At 69.5% G+C, this 18,535-nt stretch carries 15 protein-coding genes; 9 read left to right on the top strand and 6 right to left on the bottom strand.

Translation table 11 applies throughout. From position 1 onward, the window contains the following. Positions 1-30: 30 nt before the first annotated feature. Both PV646_RS37870 and PV646_RS37865 read left to right on the top strand, forming a co-directional pair. Complete coding sequence (locus PV646_RS37870) at positions 31-855, top strand: IclR family transcriptional regulator (protein ID WP_500347160.1); 825 nt, start codon at positions 31-33, stop codon at positions 853-855. A 169-nt stretch (positions 856-1,024) separates the two neighbouring features. Continuing rightward, positions 1,025-1,690: a response regulator gene (locus PV646_RS37865; RefSeq protein WP_500347158.1), complete on the top strand. Its 666-nt coding sequence runs from the start codon at positions 1,025-1,027 to the stop codon at positions 1,688-1,690. An 11-nt stretch (positions 1,691-1,701) separates the two neighbouring features. On the opposite strand, the gene PV646_RS37860 is transcribed toward PV646_RS37865, so the two are convergent. Together PV646_RS37860 and PV646_RS37855 are read right to left on the bottom strand one after the other, a co-directional pair. Beyond that, a complete protein-coding gene (locus tag PV646_RS37860; RefSeq protein ID WP_500347156.1) occupies positions 1,702-2,655 on the bottom strand; it encodes a Rieske 2Fe-2S domain-containing protein in 954 nt (317 codons plus the stop codon). A 1-nt stretch (position 2,656) separates the two neighbouring features. Next, the gene (locus PV646_RS37855; RefSeq protein WP_500347155.1) at positions 2,657-3,862 is read right to left on the bottom strand and encodes a monooxygenase; all 1,206 of its coding nucleotides are present in this window, start codon (positions 3,860-3,862) and stop codon (positions 2,657-2,659) included. Positions 3,863-4,035: 173 nt separating this feature from the next. On the opposite strand from PV646_RS37855, the gene PV646_RS37850 reads away from it, so the two are divergent. Beyond that, on the top strand, positions 4,036-6,174 hold the full coding sequence (locus PV646_RS37850; RefSeq protein WP_500347153.1) for an MMPL family transporter: 2,139 nt from the start codon (positions 4,036-4,038) through the stop codon (positions 6,172-6,174). 44 nt (positions 6,175-6,218) lie between these two features. Here PV646_RS37850 and PV646_RS37845 read toward each other — a convergent pair whose 3' ends face one another. Together PV646_RS37845 and PV646_RS37840 are read right to left on the bottom strand one after the other, a co-directional pair. Beyond that, a complete protein-coding gene (locus PV646_RS37845) occupies positions 6,219-7,550 on the bottom strand; it encodes a HAMP domain-containing sensor histidine kinase (protein ID WP_500347707.1) in 1,332 nt (443 codons plus the stop codon). A 50-nt stretch (positions 7,551-7,600) separates the two neighbouring features. After that, entirely contained in the window at positions 7,601-8,284 is a 684-nt protein-coding gene (locus tag PV646_RS37840) for a response regulator transcription factor (RefSeq protein WP_500347151.1), read from the bottom strand. Positions 8,285-8,584: 300 nt separating this feature from the next. Here PV646_RS37840 and PV646_RS37835 point away from each other — a divergent pair, with 300 nt between their 5' ends. After that, positions 8,585-10,609: an ATP-binding protein gene (locus PV646_RS37835; RefSeq protein WP_500347149.1), complete on the top strand. Its 2,025-nt coding sequence runs from the start codon at positions 8,585-8,587 to the stop codon at positions 10,607-10,609. A 48-nt stretch (positions 10,610-10,657) separates the two neighbouring features. Here the strand turns inward: PV646_RS37835 and PV646_RS37830 are convergent, their stop codons facing one another. Together PV646_RS37830 and PV646_RS37825 are read right to left on the bottom strand one after the other, a co-directional pair. Continuing rightward, positions 10,658-13,045: a toll/interleukin-1 receptor domain-containing protein gene (locus tag PV646_RS37830; protein WP_500347147.1), complete on the bottom strand. Its 2,388-nt coding sequence runs from the start codon at positions 13,043-13,045 to the stop codon at positions 10,658-10,660. A gap of 7 nt (positions 13,046-13,052) precedes the next feature. Beyond that, positions 13,053-13,439: a toll/interleukin-1 receptor domain-containing protein gene (locus PV646_RS37825; RefSeq protein WP_500347145.1), complete on the bottom strand. Its 387-nt coding sequence runs from the start codon at positions 13,437-13,439 to the stop codon at positions 13,053-13,055. A gap of 387 nt (positions 13,440-13,826) precedes the next feature. On the opposite strand from PV646_RS37825, the gene PV646_RS37820 reads away from it, so the two are divergent. The 5 genes from PV646_RS37820 to PV646_RS37800 all read left to right on the top strand — a co-directional run bounded on the left by PV646_RS37820 (position 13,827) and on the right by PV646_RS37800 (position 18,534). Beyond that, positions 13,827-14,213 carry a toll/interleukin-1 receptor domain-containing protein gene (locus PV646_RS37820; protein WP_500347143.1) on the top strand — a complete coding sequence of 129 codons (387 nt, stop codon included), beginning with the start codon at positions 13,827-13,829 and terminating at the stop codon, positions 14,211-14,213. Between the two features lie 37 nt (positions 14,214-14,250). After that, positions 14,251-14,988: a toll/interleukin-1 receptor domain-containing protein gene (locus PV646_RS37815; RefSeq protein WP_500347141.1), complete on the top strand. Its 738-nt coding sequence runs from the start codon at positions 14,251-14,253 to the stop codon at positions 14,986-14,988. 322 nt (positions 14,989-15,310) lie between these two features. After that, positions 15,311-16,327, top strand: coding sequence for a LacI family DNA-binding transcriptional regulator (locus PV646_RS37810; RefSeq protein WP_500347139.1), 1,017 nt, complete (start codon positions 15,311-15,313; stop codon positions 16,325-16,327). 42 nt (positions 16,328-16,369) lie between these two features. Beyond that, positions 16,370-17,641 (top strand): sugar ABC transporter substrate-binding protein, encoded by a 1,272-nt coding sequence (locus PV646_RS37805; RefSeq protein ID WP_500347137.1) that lies wholly within the window; start codon positions 16,370-16,372, stop codon positions 17,639-17,641. Next, positions 17,638-18,534: a carbohydrate ABC transporter permease gene (locus PV646_RS37800; RefSeq protein WP_500347135.1), complete on the top strand. Its 897-nt coding sequence runs from the start codon at positions 17,638-17,640 to the stop codon at positions 18,532-18,534. The genes PV646_RS37805 and PV646_RS37800 overlap by 4 nt, the downstream gene beginning before the upstream one ends. Position 18,535: the final 1 nt, after the last annotated feature.

The following is an 18,535-nucleotide window of genomic DNA, read 5'->3' as shown; positions in this document are numbered from 1 at the left end:
TAAATGAAACACCACAGTAAACTGACAGCTATGGCTTCTCGTGACAAGCCCGAACCGGCCGACGACGCGGCCCCCAGCGGCTCGTTCTCCCAGTCGCTCGAACGCGGCCTGACCATCCTGTCCGCGTTCACCGAGAGCACCCCGGTGCTCGGCATCGCGGACATGGCCAGGGCGGTCGACCTCAACCGCAGCACCACGCACCGCTACGTCGCGACGCTGGCCAAGCTCGGCTACGTCCAGCAGGACCCGGACACCCGCAAGTACTCGCTCGGCCCGCGGGTGATCGACCTGGGCTTCGCCGCACTGAGCTCGATGGAGGTGACCCGCGTCGCGGCGGCACCCTTGCAGGCGCTGTCCGACGAGACCGGCTACGCCTGCAGCATGGCGGTCCTGGACCGCTCGGACATCGTCTACGTCGAACGCCGCCGCAGCCGCCGCCCGGCGGGGTTCGCCGTGGACCTGAACCTGCACGTCGGCTCCCGCCTGCCGGCGTACTGCACCTCGATGGGCAAGGTGCTGCTCGCCCACCGCGAACCGGCTGAGCTGCGCGTCCTGCTCGAAAGCGTCGACCTGGCCCGCCGTGGCCCGAAGACCATCACGGCCCGCGAGCAACTGCGGACAGCACTGGCGAAGGTCCGCCAGACCGGCATCGCGGTCAACGACGAGGAGCTGGCGCCCGGCCTGCGCTCGATCGCCGCGCCCGTGCGCGACAGGACCGGGCTGGTGGTGGCGGCGATCAACATCGCGGTGCACGTGACGTGGTCGACCTCGGTCGACTCCGTGGTCCAGCGGCTGGAGGTGCCCCTGCGGCGGACGGCCACGGAGATCTCCGAGCAGCTGGGATTCCGCTCCTAGGGCAAGTGTTCGCATATCTGGAACACAACACTCCTCGGAGGCCGACTACGAACCCGCACCAGCGGCCCATCGGCCTGAGCACCGTTTTAACGATCGTCTCAGGTCCGCTCGGTATGAATCAGGCATCGCCGGGCGACGCGGACTCGGCCTCGCCGAAAGGCAGCCGCTCATGATCTCTGTGCTCGTGGTGGACGCCCACCCGCTGCAGCGCTTCGGGTTTCGCATGCTGCTGGAGAGCGCCCCCGACACCGAGATCGTCGGCGAAGCCGAGAGCGGCGCCGAGGCCGTTCGGCGGACCACCGAGTTGCGTCCCGACGTGGTGCTGATGGACCTCCGCGGGCCGGGCGTCGACGGGATCGAGGCCACCCGGCGCATCGTCGCCGCCGGCGGGCGTTCGCGAATCCTAGTGCTGACGACGTTCGACGTGGACCGGTACGCGTTCGCCGTGCTGCGGGCCGGGGCAAGCGGTTTCCTGCTCGAGGACACCCGCCCGGAGGAGTTGCTCGCCGGCATCCGGGCCGTCGCCGCCGGGGACGCGGTGATCGCGCCGGCGCTGACCCGGCGGCTGCTCGACACGGTCGCCGACCGGCTCGACGACGACCTCTGCGGGCCCGTGCGGAAGGATCCCCGGTGGGACTCCCTGACCGTCCGCGAGCGCGAGATCCTCGTCGCCATCGGCCACGGCCTCACCAACGGCGAGATCGCGCGACGGTTCACGCTGTCGGAGTCGACGGTGAAGACCCACGTCGGGCGGGTCCTCGCCAAGATCGGGGCACGGGACCGGATCCAGGCCGTCATCCTCGCCTACGACCTGAGACTCACCAGGCCGATCTAGCGCTCCGAAGATCAGGCGAGCACGACCTGCCCCGCGACGACCTCGACCGGGATCTTGACCAGCGGTGCGGGTGCCGGCCCGCCGGTCACCTGTCCGTTCCCGTCGTAGGTGGCGCCGTGGCAGGGACACCGGAATCCAGGGCCGACGTAGGAGACCGGGCAGCCCTGATGACTGCAGGTGGCGTTGAACGCCAGGAAGGTGTCCGTCGCCGGGCGCAGGAGATGGGCGGGCGTCCCGTCCGGCATCGTGAAGCTCGTCGACGAGCCGACGACGACGTCGTCGACCGCGGCGATCACCGGGCCGTGGCTCACCGTGTCCGCGGGCGAGCCGGCAGGGCGCCGGGTGAACGCCAGCACGCTGCCTGCGGTGACTCCGGCGGCGGTCGCCGCCCCCGCGATCAGACCGCTCCGCAGCACGGTGCGCCGCTCGACGTCGTCCCGCACCGCCTCGTCCTCCTCCGGCGTGGGGTGCGCCGGCAGGCCGAGCCCGTGCCGCACCTTCGCGCGCAGCCGGGCGCTCAGTGACAACACCCCGGCGTCGCCCGCGATCAGCAACGGAGTCCAGGCGAAGGCGAACACGATGTCGGCCCCCACGTAGTACGGCCGAGTCGTCCAGCTCACCGTCAGGAAGAAGCCGAGCGAGAGGAGGACACCGCCGAGCGCGCCGAGCCGGGTGAACAGCCCGAGCAGGGTGGCGAGCCCCACCGCGATCTCCCCGAAGGCGATCGCCGGCCCGGCGACGGTCGCGTGGTCGGCGGCCAGCGAGACCAGCGGGCCGATCGGGGAGGTCGCGGCGGCGTTCACCATCTGCGCGTGGACACCGAGTGGCGAGGTGTCGTCCAAGTAGTGCGGGTCGAGGAGCTTGGAGAGACCGGCGTAGACGAAGGTGCCGCCGAGAAAAGCACGCAGCGGCAGCAACATCCAGACCGGAGAACGCCTCGGGGAGTCCCAACGCAACCAGGTCATGTCAGGACTTGTGGGGGGAGACGGTCATGATGCCCGTGCACATCTCGTCGCTGGTGCCGTCACCCCACACCACGTAGCGCGGCGGCAGCTTGCTCAACTGCGACAACCGTTTGCGCAGCCCCGCGTCGTGCGTGCAGGTCACCCGCAGCGTGTCCCCCGGACCGATCTCCGCCGGCTCCGGCAGCTTCAGCAGCCGCTGGTTGTCGAAGTCGAACTGCGGCACGTCCAGCACGACCTTGGCGTTCGGTGTGCCCGGGTTGAGTTCGACCTTGATGGCCCGCCCGAGCAGGTGCATGTGGCCGAAACCGGCGAAGAGCGTCATCGGCTCCTCCACCTTGTGGTCGCAGGTCTGGGTGTCACCGGGCTTCGGCGCGCTCTGGCCGCACTCCTCCAGCTGTTCGTCCGCGGTGGCGCCGACCTCCTGCCCGAACCGCTTCGTCACGTCCGCGATCGAGGCCGCCCGGTCACAGAGCGGACCAGACTCGTCGGCCGCGCAGGGCAGGTCGGTCGGCGCGTCGAGCGGCATCGTGTCGAGTTCCCGGGTCTGCGGAGTGCCGTCCGTCAGTCGCAGCCGCACCGCCGAGCGGTCGGACCCGGCCGGCTTGCCGTCGGTCGCGAGCAGGTTGTAGTGCATCTGGAGAACGATCAGGCTGCCCGGTTCCAACTTGAAGCCGACGTCCTGGGAGAACAGCGTTTCCGAGGCGCCCGGCGCCCAGGTGTCCACCCAGGACGCTTCCCCCTCTTCCACTTCGGCGCCTTTCACACCGGTCCCGCCGAAGCACTGCCAGCCGAGGCCGGGGGTCTTCGCGTCCTGCTCGCGCACCGCGGCGGCCCCGCCCGGCGGCACCACGTACACGATGGCGTGGTGCGCAAGGGCGACGTTCTCCGGCGTGACCTGGGTCCCTGTCAGGAACTCCGCCTTGGTCAGGCCCGGATCGATCACCTGGCACCGGTACTCGTCCGTGCCGCCGCCCTCCGGCGGAGCGGGCGTGTAGGCCTCGGCCATCTTCAGGTCGAGGAACCGTTCGCCGGCGCGCAGCGGCTGCGGCGGAGCCGGCGGCTGGCCCGCGTGCGCGTTGTGCGGACCGGGCGGGACGGGCGCCGCGCCGTTGCCGGCGTTCGACCCGCAGGCGACGACGGTGAACGCCGTCGCCAGCGCCACGGTGGCCGCTCCAAGGCTCCACAGTGGACTGTCGGATTTCTTCATGACCTGAACGCTAAGCCGAAATCCGTGCCGTTTCGTCATACCGCGGTCGTCATGTTCGGGATGGAGGCGGCACGACGGTACTACTTCTCCGCCGCATTAACGGTCTTCTCAGATTCGCTCGGTAGGAAGTCGTCGTCAGACAGGCGATGTACACGTGAGCAGGAGGCTGGTAAATGGCAGTCAACGCAACGCCGTCCGGGAAAAGGCCGGCAGGCCGGTGGGTGCCGTGGTTGGTGATCGGCCTGTGGCTGGCGCTGACGGTGATCATGGGGCCGTTGAGCGGAAAACTGAGTTCGGTCACCACCGACAAAGCCGCGGACACCCTGCCGGCGAACGCCGAGTCCACCAAGGTCGCGGTGCTGGAGGACAGTCTCCCCGGCGGGAACGACAACACGTTCGTCTTCGTGTACCACCGTGACAGCGGCGTCACCGACGCCGACCGCGCGACGGTCGAGCGCCACTACGACACCCTGGCCAAGAGTTACCCGCCCAAGGTGGTGGCCCCGGCCGGCGAGGACGACGAGGGTCCGCGGACGAGACCCTCCGCCAACGGCAAGGCGATGATGTTCACCCTCGACGTGAGCACGTCCTACGGCGAACCGGAGGCCATCGTCGGCCCGCTGCGTGACGCCGCGAAGGACCGCCCCGCCGGCCTGGAACTCGATGTGACCGGCCCGGCCGCGGTCGAGGGCGACATGGACGCCGTCTTCGACGGCATCGACCTGGCGGTCCTCCTCACCACCATCGTCGTCGTCACACTGCTGCTCATCATCACCTACCGCAGCCCGGTGTTGTGGCTCATCCCGCTGGTGGCCGTCGGCGCGGCCGCACTGACCTCGATGGCGACCGTCTACTTGCTGGTCAAGAGCTTCGGCATCGTGGTCAACAGCCAGAACTCGGCGCTGCTGACGATCCTGGTGTTCGGCGTCGGCACGGACTACGCGCTGCTGCTCATCGCCCGATATCGGGAAGCGTTGCACCACCACGAGAACGTCCGGGTCGCGATGATCCACGCGCTGCGCGGCGCGGCGCCCGCCATCGTCGCGTCCGCGGCCACGGTGATCGCCGGCCTGCTCTGCCTGCTCGTCGCGGATCTCAACAGCACCAGCGGGTTGGGCCCGATCGGCGCGGCCGGCATCCTGTGCGCGCTGGTGGCCATGCTGACGTTGTTCCCGGCGCTGCTGGTGGTGCTCGGCAGGCGGATCTTCTGGCCGGCCATCCCGCGGCTCGGCACGGCCGTGGAGGAGAAGCCGAGGCTGTGGGTGCGGCTTGGCGCCGCCATCAGCCGCCGCCGGTGGGTGGCGACGCTCGGCTCGCTCGGAGTCCTGGGCGTGCTCGCCCTCGGGCTGACGGGCAACACCGGCGCTCTGCGGGAGCAGGACCAGTTCGTGTCCGCGCCGGAGTCGGTCACCGGCTTCACCGTTCTGCGCCAGCACTTCCCGGACCTCGGCGGCCAGCCGATGACGGTCCTCACGCGGCCGGCGCATCAGGAGCGGGTGCTCGAGGCCGTCAAGGGCGTTCGCGGTGTGGCGGTGGCCGTTCCCGGTGAGACCAGCGGTGGCTGGGCCGACATCTCGGTGTTCCCGACGGACGCGCCGGACACCGTCGCGGAGTACGACACGATCAAGCGGGTGCGCAACGCCGTGCACGCGGTGAACGGTGCGGAGGCGATCGTCGGCGGGCCCAGTGCGGAGCACCTCGACACCGCGGAGACCACCAGCCGCGACGAGAAGCTGGTGATCCCGTTGGTGCTCGTCGTCGTCCTGATCGTTCTCGCGCTGCTGCTCCGCGCGATCGTGGCCCCGCTGGTACTGATGGCCACCGTGGTCGTCTCCTTCGCGGCGGCCTTCGGCGGCAGCGTGTTCGTCTTCGACACCATCCTCGGGTTCAAGGGCATCGATTACTCGGTGCCGCTGCTGGCTTTCCTGTTCCTGGTGGCGCTCGGCGTCGACTACAACATCTTCCTGGCCAGCCGGGCCCGGGAGGAGACCGTGCGTCTGGGCACCAGGGAGGGCATGCTCAAAGCCCTCTCCGCCACCGGTGGTGTCATCACCTCGGCAGGTCTGGTCCTGGCGGCCACGTTCGCGGTCCTCACCACGCTCCCGCTGGTGATGCTGATCGAGGTCGGGTTCCTGGTCGCGTTCGGCGTGCTGCTCGACGCCCTGCTGGTGCGGTCGCTCCTGGTGCCCGCCCTCACCCTGCTGATCGGCCGGCGGATGTGGTGGCCGAGCCGGCTGTCCCGACCGGCGGAACAGCTGCCGGACGGGCAACGGTCGCTCGCCGACGACGAGGAGCCCGCGCTGCAACGGTGAGCGCGGCGGGATCCGGGACGGGCACAGGCCGGTCCCGGATCTTTTCACCGCGTGGTCGAGGCTGCCGGAAGGTCGACCCGGAGCAGCGCGCCACCGCGTGGGGAGCGGCCCACGGTCGCCCTGCCGCCGTGGGCGTCGACGACCCGCTGCACGATCGACAGCCCCAGACCGGATCCGGGCAACGCCCTGGCGCTGTCGGCCCGGTAGAACCGGTCGAACACCCGCGGTGCGTCGGCGGCGTTGATGCCCGGCCCGGCGTCGTCGACCTCGAGCACCGCCGACGCGCCCTGGGCACGGAGCCGCACCTGGACCGGCTGGTCGGCGGGGGACCACTTGCCGGCGTTGTCGATGAGGTTGAGCACCGCCCGCTGGAGCGCGGCGGGACGCCCGCTCACCCACACGGAGGTCACGTCGAGCGCGACCTCGACGTCGGGCATGCGGGAACACGCCTGCGCCGCGGCGGCCACCACCACGTCGGCGAGGTCGAGCACTTCGGTGTTCTCGTCGCTGACGTCACCGCGCGCCAGGTCGGTCAGCTCGGCGGCGAGGGTGCTCAACTCGGCCACCTGGGCGCCGAGGTCGTTGAGCAGCCGGGTCCGGCTCTCCGAGGGCAGTGCGCTGTCCAGGGTGCCGCGCCGATCGAGCCGGACCAGCAGTTCGATGTTGAGGCGCAGGCTGGTGAGCGGGGTCTTGAGCTCGTGGGCGGCGTCCTCGGCGAGCAGCCGCTGGGCCTGCCGGGAGTCCCGGAGCGCGGCGAGCATGTCGTTGATCGACCCGATCAGCTGCCGGATCTCCCCACCGCCCTCGTCCGGGATGTCGGCGTCGAGATCCCGCGTGTGCGCGACGCGGACAGCGGCGGCGGTCAGCCGGTCGATCGGTGCCAGCCCGGTCCGCGCCACGGCCCGCCCGACCAGGGCACCGCAGGCCACGCAGAGCAACCCGATCAGCAACATGCCCAGCCCGAACCGGTTGATCGAGCTGTCGTCCGCGACGCGGACCACCTGGACCGCGCCCCCGCCTGTCCGCAGCGTGTAGACGAGGTAGCCGTCGTCGTCGCTGTCACCCGACTCCATCAGGTCGGCCGACGCACCCTGCGCCACGCGCCCGGCTTGCTCGCTGACCGGGGGCAGCGCGGGCTGACCGTCCGGCGTCCGGACTGAGCCGTCGGGCAGGACCACCCGCACCAGCCGACCGGATCCGGGATACGGCGGCAGCTCGACCTGAGCCAGCCCGGCGCGTTCCGCGTTCGCGGCCAGCACGCGGGAGTCGGCGCGCAACTGGTCCTCCGCGGTGTTCCGCAGCTCCCAGTCCAGCAGCTCGCTGGCCACCTGGAAGGCCATGAACACGCTGACCGCGATGGCCGTCGCCGCGATCACCGTCAGCCTGGTCCGCAGCGACCGCCGATGCCACCACCGGCCCAGCCTGCTCACGGAGGAGTCTCCCGCAACGTGTACCCCAGGCCGCGCCGCGTGTAGATCAGTCGCGGCTCACCCTCGGCCTCCATCTTGCGGCGCAGATAGCTCACGTACACCTGGAGGTTGTTGGAGGTGACGCTCATGTCGAAGCCCCAGATCGCCCCGAACAGCTCGCCTCGTGTCAACACGCGGGTCGCGTTGCGCACGAGGACCTCCAGCAGGAAGAACTCGGTCCGGGTCAGCCGGAGTGGCCGCCCGCCCCGCCACGCCTCGAACCTGTCGGGATCGACCCGGACGTCGGCGAACGTCAGGACCTGCGACTCGTCGTCACCCGGCGCGCGGCGGCGCAGCAGAGCCCGGACCCTGGCCAGCAACTCCTCGGTGGCGAACGGCTTGGGCAGGTAGTCGTCGGCACCCGCGTCCAGCCCCGCGACCCGGTCGGAGACCTGATCCCGGGCGGTCAGCATCAGCACCGGCAGATCCCGCCCCGCGGCCCGCAACCGCCGGCAGGTCTCCACCCCGCCGAGGCGGGGCATCATCACGTCGAGGATCAGCAGATCCGGCTCGTCGCCGTCGATCCCGTCGAGCACGGCGAGACCGTTGGCGACGGTGCTGGTGTCGTAACCCTCGACCTGGAGCACCCGCTCCAGTGACTCACGGATGGCCGCCTCGTCATCCGCGATCATGATCCGCACTCCGGCCCGCCCTCCAGTCGACGCATTTTGCCGCTCATCGTCTCCGACCAACCTGAGGCCACGATTAGAGCGTCGTCGCGGTGGTGCCCTCGGTCCGGCCAGGATGCCCGGCGACCGGTGGCATGAGCGGAACAGGCCCTGAAAGGCCGACGCGTCGTGCCGGACTCAGCGCGACGATGGAGGCAGACGCGGCCACGGCTCTTCCTCTGGAGAAGCATGTCCGATGACTTTCGCAACGTAGTCCGCTCGGATCAGGTTCACACGGCGGTTCAGCTGGGCGTCCTGCACGGGAATCTGCACGTGAGCGGGACGCGGCCGCTCACGACACCGAGACAGCTGCCCATGGCGCCGCGCCGGCACGTGGCCCGCGAGCGCGAACTCGGCGACCTGGCCGCCGCGCTGGAGGAGGGCCGGCCACCCCTGGTCGTCGTCGAAGGCGCTGGAGGGCTCGGCAAGACGACGCTGGTCCTGCACTGGGCGCACATCCACGCAGACCGGTTTCCGGACGGCCAGCTCTTCGCCGACCTCAGGGGGTTCGACCCGCAGACCGATCCCGCCCGGCCCGCCGCGGTGCTGCGCGGTTTCCTCACGGCGCTCGGTGTCGAGCCCGCCGCGATCCCGATGGATCCGGACGCCGCGGCCGCGCTCTTCCGCAGCGCGGTGGCGGATCGCCGGATGATGATCGTGCTGGACAACGCGAGGAACACCGACCAGCTGGCGCCGTTGCTGCCCGGAACCCCGTCGTGCGCGGTGCTGGTGACGACGAGGATGCGGCTGTCCTCGCTGCGCGTTCTGGGAGCCCATGTCGTACGGCTCGAGGCGATGGACGAGCCCGACGCGCGGGCGTTGCTCAGCGAACTGCTGCCGGATCGGGCCGTCGAACGCGAACCCGAGGCCGTCTCGGCGATCGTGCGCAGATGCGGCGGGATGCCGCTCGCGCTGGCGATCGCGTCGGCCAGGATCGCGACGCACCCCGGATTCCCGATGTCGGTCCTCGCCGACGAACTGGACGACGAGACGACACGGCTGAGCGCGTTCGACGCCGACGACGAGTCCGCGAGCCTGCGCGCGGTGCTGTCCTGGTCTTCCGGTTCGCTGGACGACAGGCTGGGACGCGCGTTCGGGCTGCTCGGTGTCACGCCACTGGGAGAGATCGGTACCGCCGCGGCGGCGTGCCTGTGGGCGGTGCCGCACCGCGAGGCGGTCACGACGTTGCGGTCACTGGAGGCGGCGAACCTGGTGCGCCAGCACGTTCCCCGGAGGTTTCACATGCATGACCTCGTGCGCCTGCACGCCGCCGAACTGCAGCCCGGCGCCGAGTCGGTGTGGGCGCTGCGGCGGCTGGTGGCGTTCTACGCGCACGCCGTCCGGACCGCCGACATCCTGCTGTACCCGCACCGGCACGCCTTCGAAGTGCCTTCGCTGCCCGATGGTTGCGAACCGGTGCAACTGGCCGGCGAACCCGCGGCGGTCGAGTGGTTCGGCCTGGAGCACGCGTCGATCGCGGCCCTGCACCAGGTCGCGGCCGGCCGCGGGTGGCACGAGGCGGTGTGGCACATCGCCCACGGACTCGACACCTACCAGTACCGGCTGGGTCTGCTGACGGAGAACATCGCGTCGTCACGCCTCGGTCTGGAGGCCGCCACGGCCATCGGCTCCGTGCGGTTGCGCGCATCGTCGTTGCGCCAGGTCGGACGCGCCTGCACCCGCGCCGGCGACCTGGAGGACGCCAAGCACCTCCTCGTGCAGGCGCTGAGGCTCGAAGAAGAGGCCGGCTTCCTCATGGGGCAGGCGCACACCCATCACGATCTGCAACGGGTCCTGTCGTTGTCAGGTGAGCACGCCCAGGCGTTGTCGCACGCCATCTCCGGGATGGAGCTCTACCGGGCGGAGGGCAACCCCGTCGGCGAAGCGCACTCGCTCAACGCGCAGGGCTGGCAGCACGCACAGCTCGGAAGTTTCGCTTTGGCCCGTGAATGCTGCGAACAGGCGTTGGCGCTCCACAGCGCGCACGGGAACGTGAGCGGCCAAGTGAGCACGCTCGACGCGTTGGGGCACATCGCTCGCAGGGACGGCCGGCTGGACCTGGCCGCGGAGCACTTCGCCGCCGCCGTGCGACAGGCGAAGAAACTCGGGAACCTGTTCGCGGAGGCCGAAAGCGCGGAACACCTGGCTGACGTTCTCGCACAGCAGGGCGACGCGGAGAAGGCACGGCAGATGCTGCGCGCGGCGTATGAACTCTTCCTTTCCCAGCACCGCGTCGGTGACGCGGACCGCGTGCGGGGGAGACTGCTCGGGGAGGACACCGCGAAAGGCGCGGACTGACCTCGGTGGAGGGCCGGAAAGCAACAGTGCTCGACGAGCCTCGCACGGTCAGCCGGCAATCGTCCCGTCCGGAGTCAGGCCGTGGCGCCGGATCAGTTCGGCTGTGTCGTCGAGGTCGTCATGGCCGTTCAGGTGCGCCAAGAGCGCCGCTGAGGCTTGGTGGTTGCCTTCCGCGACGCGCCTGCCCAGTTCGAGCCATTGTCCTTCGCGCACAAGGAAGGCGCAGTAGGCGCGGTTGGCGCTGTTCCACTCTTCGCTCATGGCACGTGCTTCGTCCAGGCGACCGTTTTCGAGCAAGAGCTCGGTCAGGTGCCTGCGCACGACTTTGTCCGGGTGGGCGGTGGTGTGCCGGCGCAACGCTTCCAGGTCGCCGGCCGTGTGCAATCGGGCAGCAACCGTTCTGGGGTCGTGCCACTCCACCGTTGTGGAGCCCAGCAATCGTCGTGCGGCCGGGTGCAGGTGAAGTCCCTCCTCCACGCCGGGTTCCTCGAGGATCTTGCGGATCTCTTCGTCGTTGCCGATCCCGTCGTAGAGCGTGAGCAACGTCCAAGGCGCGGAGTGCCGGCCCTGTTCCATCGCTGCCCGGCACTCTGCGATCGCTTCGGTGGTGAGACCGAGCTGGGCCAGCTCGTGGACGAGCTTGAGGTGGGTGATCCTGCCGCTCGCCGCCCAGCCACGCCACCGTTGCGCGACCCAGTTCGGGTCCAGTCGGCCGATGTCCGCGAGCACCGTCTGGTCTGGTCCGTCATGACCGGCCGACTCCGCCTGACGCCACGCTGACTTCGCCGCACCGGCGTCCCCGAGCCTGGCGTGCAGCCGTGCGAGGTGCAGAAGGACGTCGGGAATCCGATGCTCCTCGGTCAACCTGGTCAGGCCGTCGAGATCGCGCCGCATGCGCAGGACCGCCGCCCAGCGGTCGAGCACGTTCACGTCTCCCGCAGCCAAGGCACGCCTGCAGAAGCCGATGACGTGGGAGTAGAGCAATCGCCGGTGGGCGAGCCCGGCCAGCCGCTCCAGCTGTGGGACGCGACTGTGGAGGAGGCACGCGTCCCAGAACGACGCGGGAGGCGGCACGCGGTGGCGTTCGCGGCGCAGGTGCTGTTCGAGGTAGTCCTCCAGCCTGTGCGCGGTGTTGTCGGCGGACGGGTGCAGCGGGCTCATGTCGCCCCTGCCGAGCCATGTCAACGACGCGACCGCTTTCGCCGCCCAGTGCGGTTCGCGCGTCAGCCGGCGGCGCTCGCGCGCGTCCAGATAGCCTGGTGCGGCCGCGACGAGTACCGCCTCCGGCACGTACTCCTCCTGCTCCAGCCGACGGGCATCGGCTGCCGCCCGCATCAGGGCGCGCTCGGGTGCCGAAGCACTGTCGACGCGCGCCATGAGGGCCGGGACGCCGGCGAGGTACTGCACCACCGCTCCGTCCTCCGCAGACCGCACCGCGTCGGCGAGATGCGGGTCGCCGGTGTCGAGCGCCGCGGCGCAGGCCGCCTTGTCGAACACGGCGGGCACGGTGACGAACCGGCCGTCCAGCAGATGCCTGCCGGAGGATCGGCTCATGAGCTCGTCGCGGTTCTCCGGCCACACCGATCCCAGCACCAGGATCGGGCCGCGCTCACGGTCGAAGACCAGGTCGGACAGAGCATCGGTGAGCGCGTCGGCCTCAGGTGGCCGAAGCAGGTACTCCTGCGCCTCATCCAGCCACACCACAGTCTTGGGGCCGACGCGGTAGATGTCGTCGAGCATCGTCGACGGCACACGTGAGGTCGGCCAGACCCGCCACCCGTCGTCCAACCGGCGCAGGGCCTCGTAGCAGGCGCGGGTCTTGCCGGAGGTGGAGTCGCTCACCAGGATCGCGATGCCCGATGTGCCCTCCTGCGCCGAATCCACCAGTTTCGACAGCGTTTCGTCGTGCTCGCGCCGGACGTACGGCGTCAGATGGGTGTCTTCCGCGCCGAGCATGCGCGACACCATCAGCTCGCGCGGCGTGACATCGCGAACCGGGCGCCCGAGCGGCCGGTCCGGCACTGCCTTTCGCGCGACCTCCCGCGGGAAGTGCGCGCCGAGCGCGGTGACGAGCTGCTCCAGGGCAGTGGCCGGATCAACGTCGTACCGCGCCACCTTGGTGTGCAGCGAAAGCTGCTTGACGTACACGCCCTCTTCCATCTGCACGACGAAGACCTGCGTGCGGCCCTCGCCGGCGTAGCTCGCCTTCACCACGCGGTGTGCCCATTCGCTCCCGATCGCGCGCTTGGTCCCGCAGACCACGATCGCCGAACCGGCGGAGATCGCCCGCATGGCCTCGTCGACCAGGGAGTCACCGACGAGCACGGTTCCGTCATGGGTGACGTCGTAACCCGCCTCCCGAAGCGGACGAGCCAGGAATTCGGCGAACTCGTCCTCGCCTTCGGCGTGGACGACGTAGACGCGGCGCACGGTCATCCTCGCTTCAGCGGATCGCACTGCACAGGGCGTTCACGCCCGCGTCCCAGTCCGAGGTGAGGTCCGCGTACTTGATGTCGGAAAGGATCGCGGGCAGATCGCCGCCGGTGAGCCGGACCGGCAGGAGGGTGACACCGACCCCGTTGAGCCGGCGGGCGAGGGCCGACATCCACTCCCTGCTCATCCAGGGACTGTCCACCCCCTTCTTCGAGAGGCACAGCACCACGAAGACGGAGTCCGCGAGACCGTCATCGATCTTCTCGACGATGGAATCGCCGATGTCGATCTGCTCGCTGTCGATCCACACGTCGTGCCCGCGGCCGCGTATCTCCGCCGCCAGCCGGTCAGCTTCCTGCTGGTCAGCGCTGCGGTGGCTGATGAAAACTGCGGCCATGTGAGGCTCCATGGTGGTGGTGGGCGCAACGAGGTGCGGTGACAGCGATGCCGAAGCGTCCGCGGCACACGATCCACGTCGGTGGCCGGCACCTTCGCGTTACCCGGGACACCTCGCATCAACGTCGCCCCGCGCGTGGTTCAGGTATCGAGAGAGCAAATGGTGAACGAACGTGGACAAATCGGGTCGGCTCAGGTTTCGGAATGCTTGATTTTGCAGCTATTGCCTCTCTGTCCTCTTTTTGTCCAGATATGAGGGAAAGTGATGTGACAGTTCGAGTGGAATGACGAAACCCGGTCGAGTCGGCGTTGTTCGGCGGTGTCGATCCAGCTTGCGCTGATAAGCTCGCGGAAGCCGATCGGGGAGTTGTGCGGTGGAGAGGTGAGCATGGCCGCTGTCTTCGTGTGCCACAAACTCGTCGACAAGGTTGAGGTGGAGAAGCTGGTCCGTGAGATCGAGCAGCGGGGCCACCGGGTGTGGTACTCGTCCTCGGAGATCAAGATCGGTGATTCGATCGTCGGAAAGATAAACGAGGGGCTCGCCGGCGCCGACTACGTGGTGGCGTGTTTCTCCGAGGCGGACTGCTCGTCGTCGTGGATGGCGGCGGAATGGATGTCCACGCTGGCGCGGCAGGTCGAAGGCGACAGCGTCAAGCTGCTCACGGCGTTGTTCGCCGGTGGAAAGCCGCCGGCGATCTTGGCTGACAAGCGGTACGCCGACCTGTCCCAGGACTGGGTGGCCGGCGTCGAGCTGTTGTGTGCCGCACTGCGGTAGCGGCGGAAACTCGTGACGAACCCGGTCAGGAGCTGACGTGCGGGGTCGAGGCCGAGACGTCTTCCTCTGTCACGCCGCCGTGGACAAGGTGACCCACGGACGCGTGCTCTACCGCGAGCTCAACCGGCTCGGCCTCAGTTGCTGGATCGACGAGGCCGAGATCCGGCCAGGTGACAGCATCATCGCGCAGATCGACGCGGGGCTGGCCACTTCCCGCTACGTCCTCGTCATCGTCACCGAGAACTTCCTGGGGCGGAGAGGCGTGGAAACGGAGCTGAACGCTGCGCTCTCCCGGGAGATCCGGACCGGGGTCACGCATGTCGTCGCCGTTCTGGACGTCGACCCGGACAAGTTCGCGGAGAAGTACCCGCTACTCGCGCACAAGCTGTACCTGACGTGGTCCGACGGACTCGAGGTGCTCGCCGGTCAGGTGAAGTCGTTGTTCAGGCGGGAGCCGGCTCCCGAGTGGCATTGCGACCATCCGAAGGCTTACGTGGGACCGGTGTGGGTCAGGGTCATGGCGGCCGCGGAGAACGCGGGCGCTCCTCACAAGGTCGTGCTCAGGTGGGGCTCGTACACCCTGCCGGTCGAGGTCCCGCCGAACTCGGGCCCGACGTCGTTGGCTCACCACAAGACACAGCCGGACTCGGTGACGTTGCACGTGTCCGTGACGCCCTCCGCGGTCGTCACCTTCGGGTCCGGCGCCCCACCTGACGAGGGCCACCTGAACATCGACGAGGGGTGGACGCGAAGTTCCAGCGACGAGTGGGATTGAGCGGCTCGACGGCTCCGACCGGTCCTTGCGGATCTCAGCGACGACCCGCGCCCGAGGCAGCGAACGGGGCTGTGCATGACGGCGACGTCCACATCACCGCGGTCCACGCTGTCCGTCAACAAATGTCAGATACCTCGACCAGCGGTGTGACCTGTGGTTTTGCTGCCATGAACGACCGGTCGGGCCGCCGTCCACCCTTGTGCCGGGCGCTGGACCGTGCCTATATTTGCCGAAACGAAGTGATGTAAGCGCTTACATTGAGCGCACGTGAAATGTAAGCGCTTACATCGATTCAGAAGGTCGACGACAGGGCGGCAGCGCAGTGCGGAAGCAGCAGCAAGCCACTCCCGGGACTCCGGCGGCGGGAGCGACGATCTACTCCGTCGCCGACCGCGCCGGCGTCTCGATCGCCACGGTCTCGCGGGTGCTCCAGGGCGTGACGGTCGTGGCCGAGACGACCCGGCAGAAGGTGCTCGCCGCCGTCGACGAACTGGGTTACGTGCCGCTCGGAGCAGCGCGCAGCCTGGCCGTGCGCCATCACGAGGCGCACGGGCTCGTGCTGCCGGAACTGTCCGGTCCCTACTACGCCGAGCTGCTGATGGGCTTCGAGGCCCGCGCCGCCGAGCTCGCGCAGTCCGTCGTCCTCGTGCTCACCGACAGCCGCACCGACCTGACCGCCGCCGTGCGGCAGCTGGCGACGCGGGTGGACGCCATCGCGGTGTTCGCGGCGATCCCGGACGGGGTGGTGCGGTCGTTGCGCTCCCGCAAGCCGGTGGTCGTCATCGCCGGGGAGCCGGGGGACGGCGTCGAGGCGGTCGCGGCGGAGAACCTGGAGAGCGCGCGAGAGCTCGCCGGGCACGTGCTGGACCACGGCAGGCGGCGGGCGTTGTTCGTCGGTGATCCGGACAGCGGGCCGGACGTCCGCAACCGGTACGCGGGGTTCGTCGCCGCGCACCGCGACCGCGGGCTGCGCGCCGCCGAACCCGTGCGGATGGCGTTGTGCGAGAGCGAGGGCGTCGGTTTCGCACGGGGGTTGCTCGCCGGTTCTCACGAGGCGGACGCCCTGATGTGCGCCAACGACGAACTCGCGTTGTCGGTCATGACGACGCTGCAGGACGCGGGACGTCAGGTTCCGGGCGACATCGCGGTGGTCGGCTGGGACGACGTCATGGCGGCGCGGTACGTGCGGCCGGGGCTGACCACCGTGCGCCAGCCCGTGCACGAACTCGGTGCGCTGGCCGCTGATCGCCTGCACGAGCTCGTCGCCGGCGAGACACCCCGCGCACACGCGCAGATGCTGCCGACGCGCCTCGTCGTGCGCTCGTCGTGCGGCTGCTGAACCACCGTCCACTTCAGACTCAAGGAAGGCGAGGAGTCCATGGTGCACAAGACAGCCAAATCACTCGCGGGGGTGTCCGCCCTCGTGCTGGTGCTGGCCGCCTGCGGGCGTGGTGACGACCAGGCCGGTGGGCAGAGCAGCGCCGGCATCGCCGACGGCCCCGCCACCGGCACCGTCACCGTCTGGGCCATGGGCGCCGAGGGGGAGAAGCTCCCCGCGCTCGCCAAGGAGTTCGAGGACGCCAACCCCGGTGTCGACGTCCAGGTGACCGCGATTCCGTGGGACGCCGCGCACAACAAGTTCACCTCGGCGATCACGGCGGGCCAGACCCCCGACGCGGCGATGGTCGGATCGACCTGGATGGGTGAGTTCGCGGGACTCGGCGCGCTCGACCCGACCCCGTCCACGATCGACGCCAAGGCGTTCTTCGAAGGCGCGCAGGGCACGACCGAGGTGGACGGGAAGTCGTACGGCATCCCGTGGTACGTCGAGACGAGGCTCCTGTACTACCGCAAGGACCTGGCCAAGACGGCCGGGTACGAGACGCCGCCGAAGGACTGGCAGGGCCTCAAGGAGATGGCCAAGGCGTTGCAGGCCAAGGCGGGCGCGAAGTTCGGGATCGGGCTGCAGGCGGGCGGCACGGGATCCTGGCAGTCGTTGCTGCCCTTCGCGTGGTCGAACGGCGCATCTCTGACCAAGAACGACAACGGGGCGTACAACTTCGACAGCCCCGAGCTGAAGGAGGCGCTGGAGTACTACGGTTCCTTCTTCGCCGAGGGCATCGCGGACAAGGGAGCCCCCGCCCAGCCCACCACCGAGCCGGACTTCGTCAGCGGCAGGGTGCCGATGTTCATCTCGGGTCCCTGGATGATGTCGGCGGTCGAGAAGCTCGGCGGCGACGGCTTCAAGGACAAGTACGACGTCATGCCGATGCCGGTGAAGAAGACGTCGTCGAGCTTCGTCGGCGGGTCGAACCTCGTCGTGTTCAAGGAGACGAAGAACCGCGACTCCGCGTGGAAGTTCGTGAACTGGCTGGCCGACGAGAAGACCCAGGTGAAGTGGTACCAGCAGGCGACTGTCCTGCCGTCGGTGCGCGACGCCTGGCAGGACCCGGCCCTCACCGCCGACACCAAGCTCGCGACGTTCGGCAAGCAGCTCGAGACCGCGCAGGCGCCGCCGACCTTCGCCACCTGGGAGCAGGCGATCACCGCGCTCGACACCGAGGTCGAGAAGGTGGCCCGCTCCGGCGCCGACCCCGCCGCGGCCCTGAAAGCAGCGCAGGCGTCGGCCGACTCCATCGGCACCGGGAAGTGAGCTCCCCCGCGGCGACCCGCCGCCGCGGGGCCGAGCGGGCGGCGTGGTTGCTGATCCTGCCGTTCTGCCTGCTGTTCCTCGTGTTCACGGCGTGGCCGGTCGTCCAGTCGCTGTTCATGAGTCTCACCGACACCCGCAACCGCGACCTGCGCACGCCGTTCGCGGTGGAGTTCGTCGGCCTGGACAACTACCTGCAGGCGTTCGCCGACCCGCTGTTCCGCACCGCGGCCGCGAACACCGCGTACTTCGTGCTGGCCGGCGTGCCGCTCACGCTGGTCATCGCGCTCGGGGCGGCCGTGGTGCTGGACAAGGGGATCTCGCGGTTCCGCGCGTTCTTCCGGCTGGGCTTCTACACGCCCGTGATCACCTCGATCGTGGCGGTCGCCGTCGTGTGGAGGTTCCTGCTGCAGGACGAGTTCGGGCTGATCAACACCGTGCTGGGCTGGGTCGGGATCGACGGCCCGAACTGGCTCGGTGACCCGGACTGGTCGATGCCCGCGCTGATCCTGATGGCCGCGTGGCGCAACTTCGGCACCGCGATGATCATCTTTCTGGCCGGGCTGCAGGCGGTACCGGCGTCCCTGCACGAGGCGGCGTCCATCGACGGCGCCGGGGCTTTCACACGGTTCCGGTACATCACGCTGCCGCTGCTGCGCCCGACGCTGCTGTTCGTCTCGGTGACCACGGCGATCGGCTACCTGCAGTTCTTCGAGGAGCCCTACGTCATGACCAACGGCGGTCCGCTCAACTCGACGATCTCGGCGTCCATGTACACCTACCGGCAGTTCGGTTTCGGCAACTACGGCTACGCCTCCGCCATGAGCTACCTGATCTTCGTCGTGATCGCGGTCGTCACCGCCGTGCAGTTCCGCCTGCTGCGGGAGAGGAGCTGAC

This window comes from Streptomyces sp. ID05-26A, from assembly GCF_033794685.1.
Taxonomy (GTDB): Bacteria; Actinomycetota; Actinomycetes; order Mycobacteriales; family Pseudonocardiaceae; genus Lentzea.
The sequence above is the reverse complement of the archived record's forward strand: the minus strand, read 5'-3'. Positions and strand labels throughout refer to the sequence as shown.

Bases quoted from the DNA above. Each gene is read 5' to 3' on its own strand.
- PV646_RS37870 (WP_500347160.1), top strand. From the start codon at position 31: ATGGCTTCTCGTGACAAGCCCGAACCGGCCGACGACGCGGCCCCCAGC.
- PV646_RS37865 (WP_500347158.1), top strand. From the start codon at position 1,025: ATGATCTCTGTGCTCGTGGTGGACGCCCACCCGCTGCAGCGCTTCGGG.
- PV646_RS37860 (WP_500347156.1), bottom strand. From the start codon at position 2,655: ATGACCTGGTTGCGTTGGGACTCCCCGAGGCGTTCTCCGGTCTGGATG.
- PV646_RS37855 (WP_500347155.1), bottom strand. From the start codon at position 3,862: ATGAAGAAATCCGACAGTCCACTGTGGAGCCTTGGAGCGGCCACCGTG.
- PV646_RS37850 (WP_500347153.1), top strand. From the start codon at position 4,036: ATGGCAGTCAACGCAACGCCGTCCGGGAAAAGGCCGGCAGGCCGGTGG.
- PV646_RS37830 (WP_500347147.1), bottom strand. From the start codon at position 13,045: ATGACCGTGCGCCGCGTCTACGTCGTCCACGCCGAAGGCGAGGACGAG.
- PV646_RS37825 (WP_500347145.1), bottom strand. From the start codon at position 13,439: ATGGCCGCAGTTTTCATCAGCCACCGCAGCGCTGACCAGCAGGAAGCT.
- PV646_RS37820 (WP_500347143.1), top strand. From the start codon at position 13,827: ATGGCCGCTGTCTTCGTGTGCCACAAACTCGTCGACAAGGTTGAGGTG.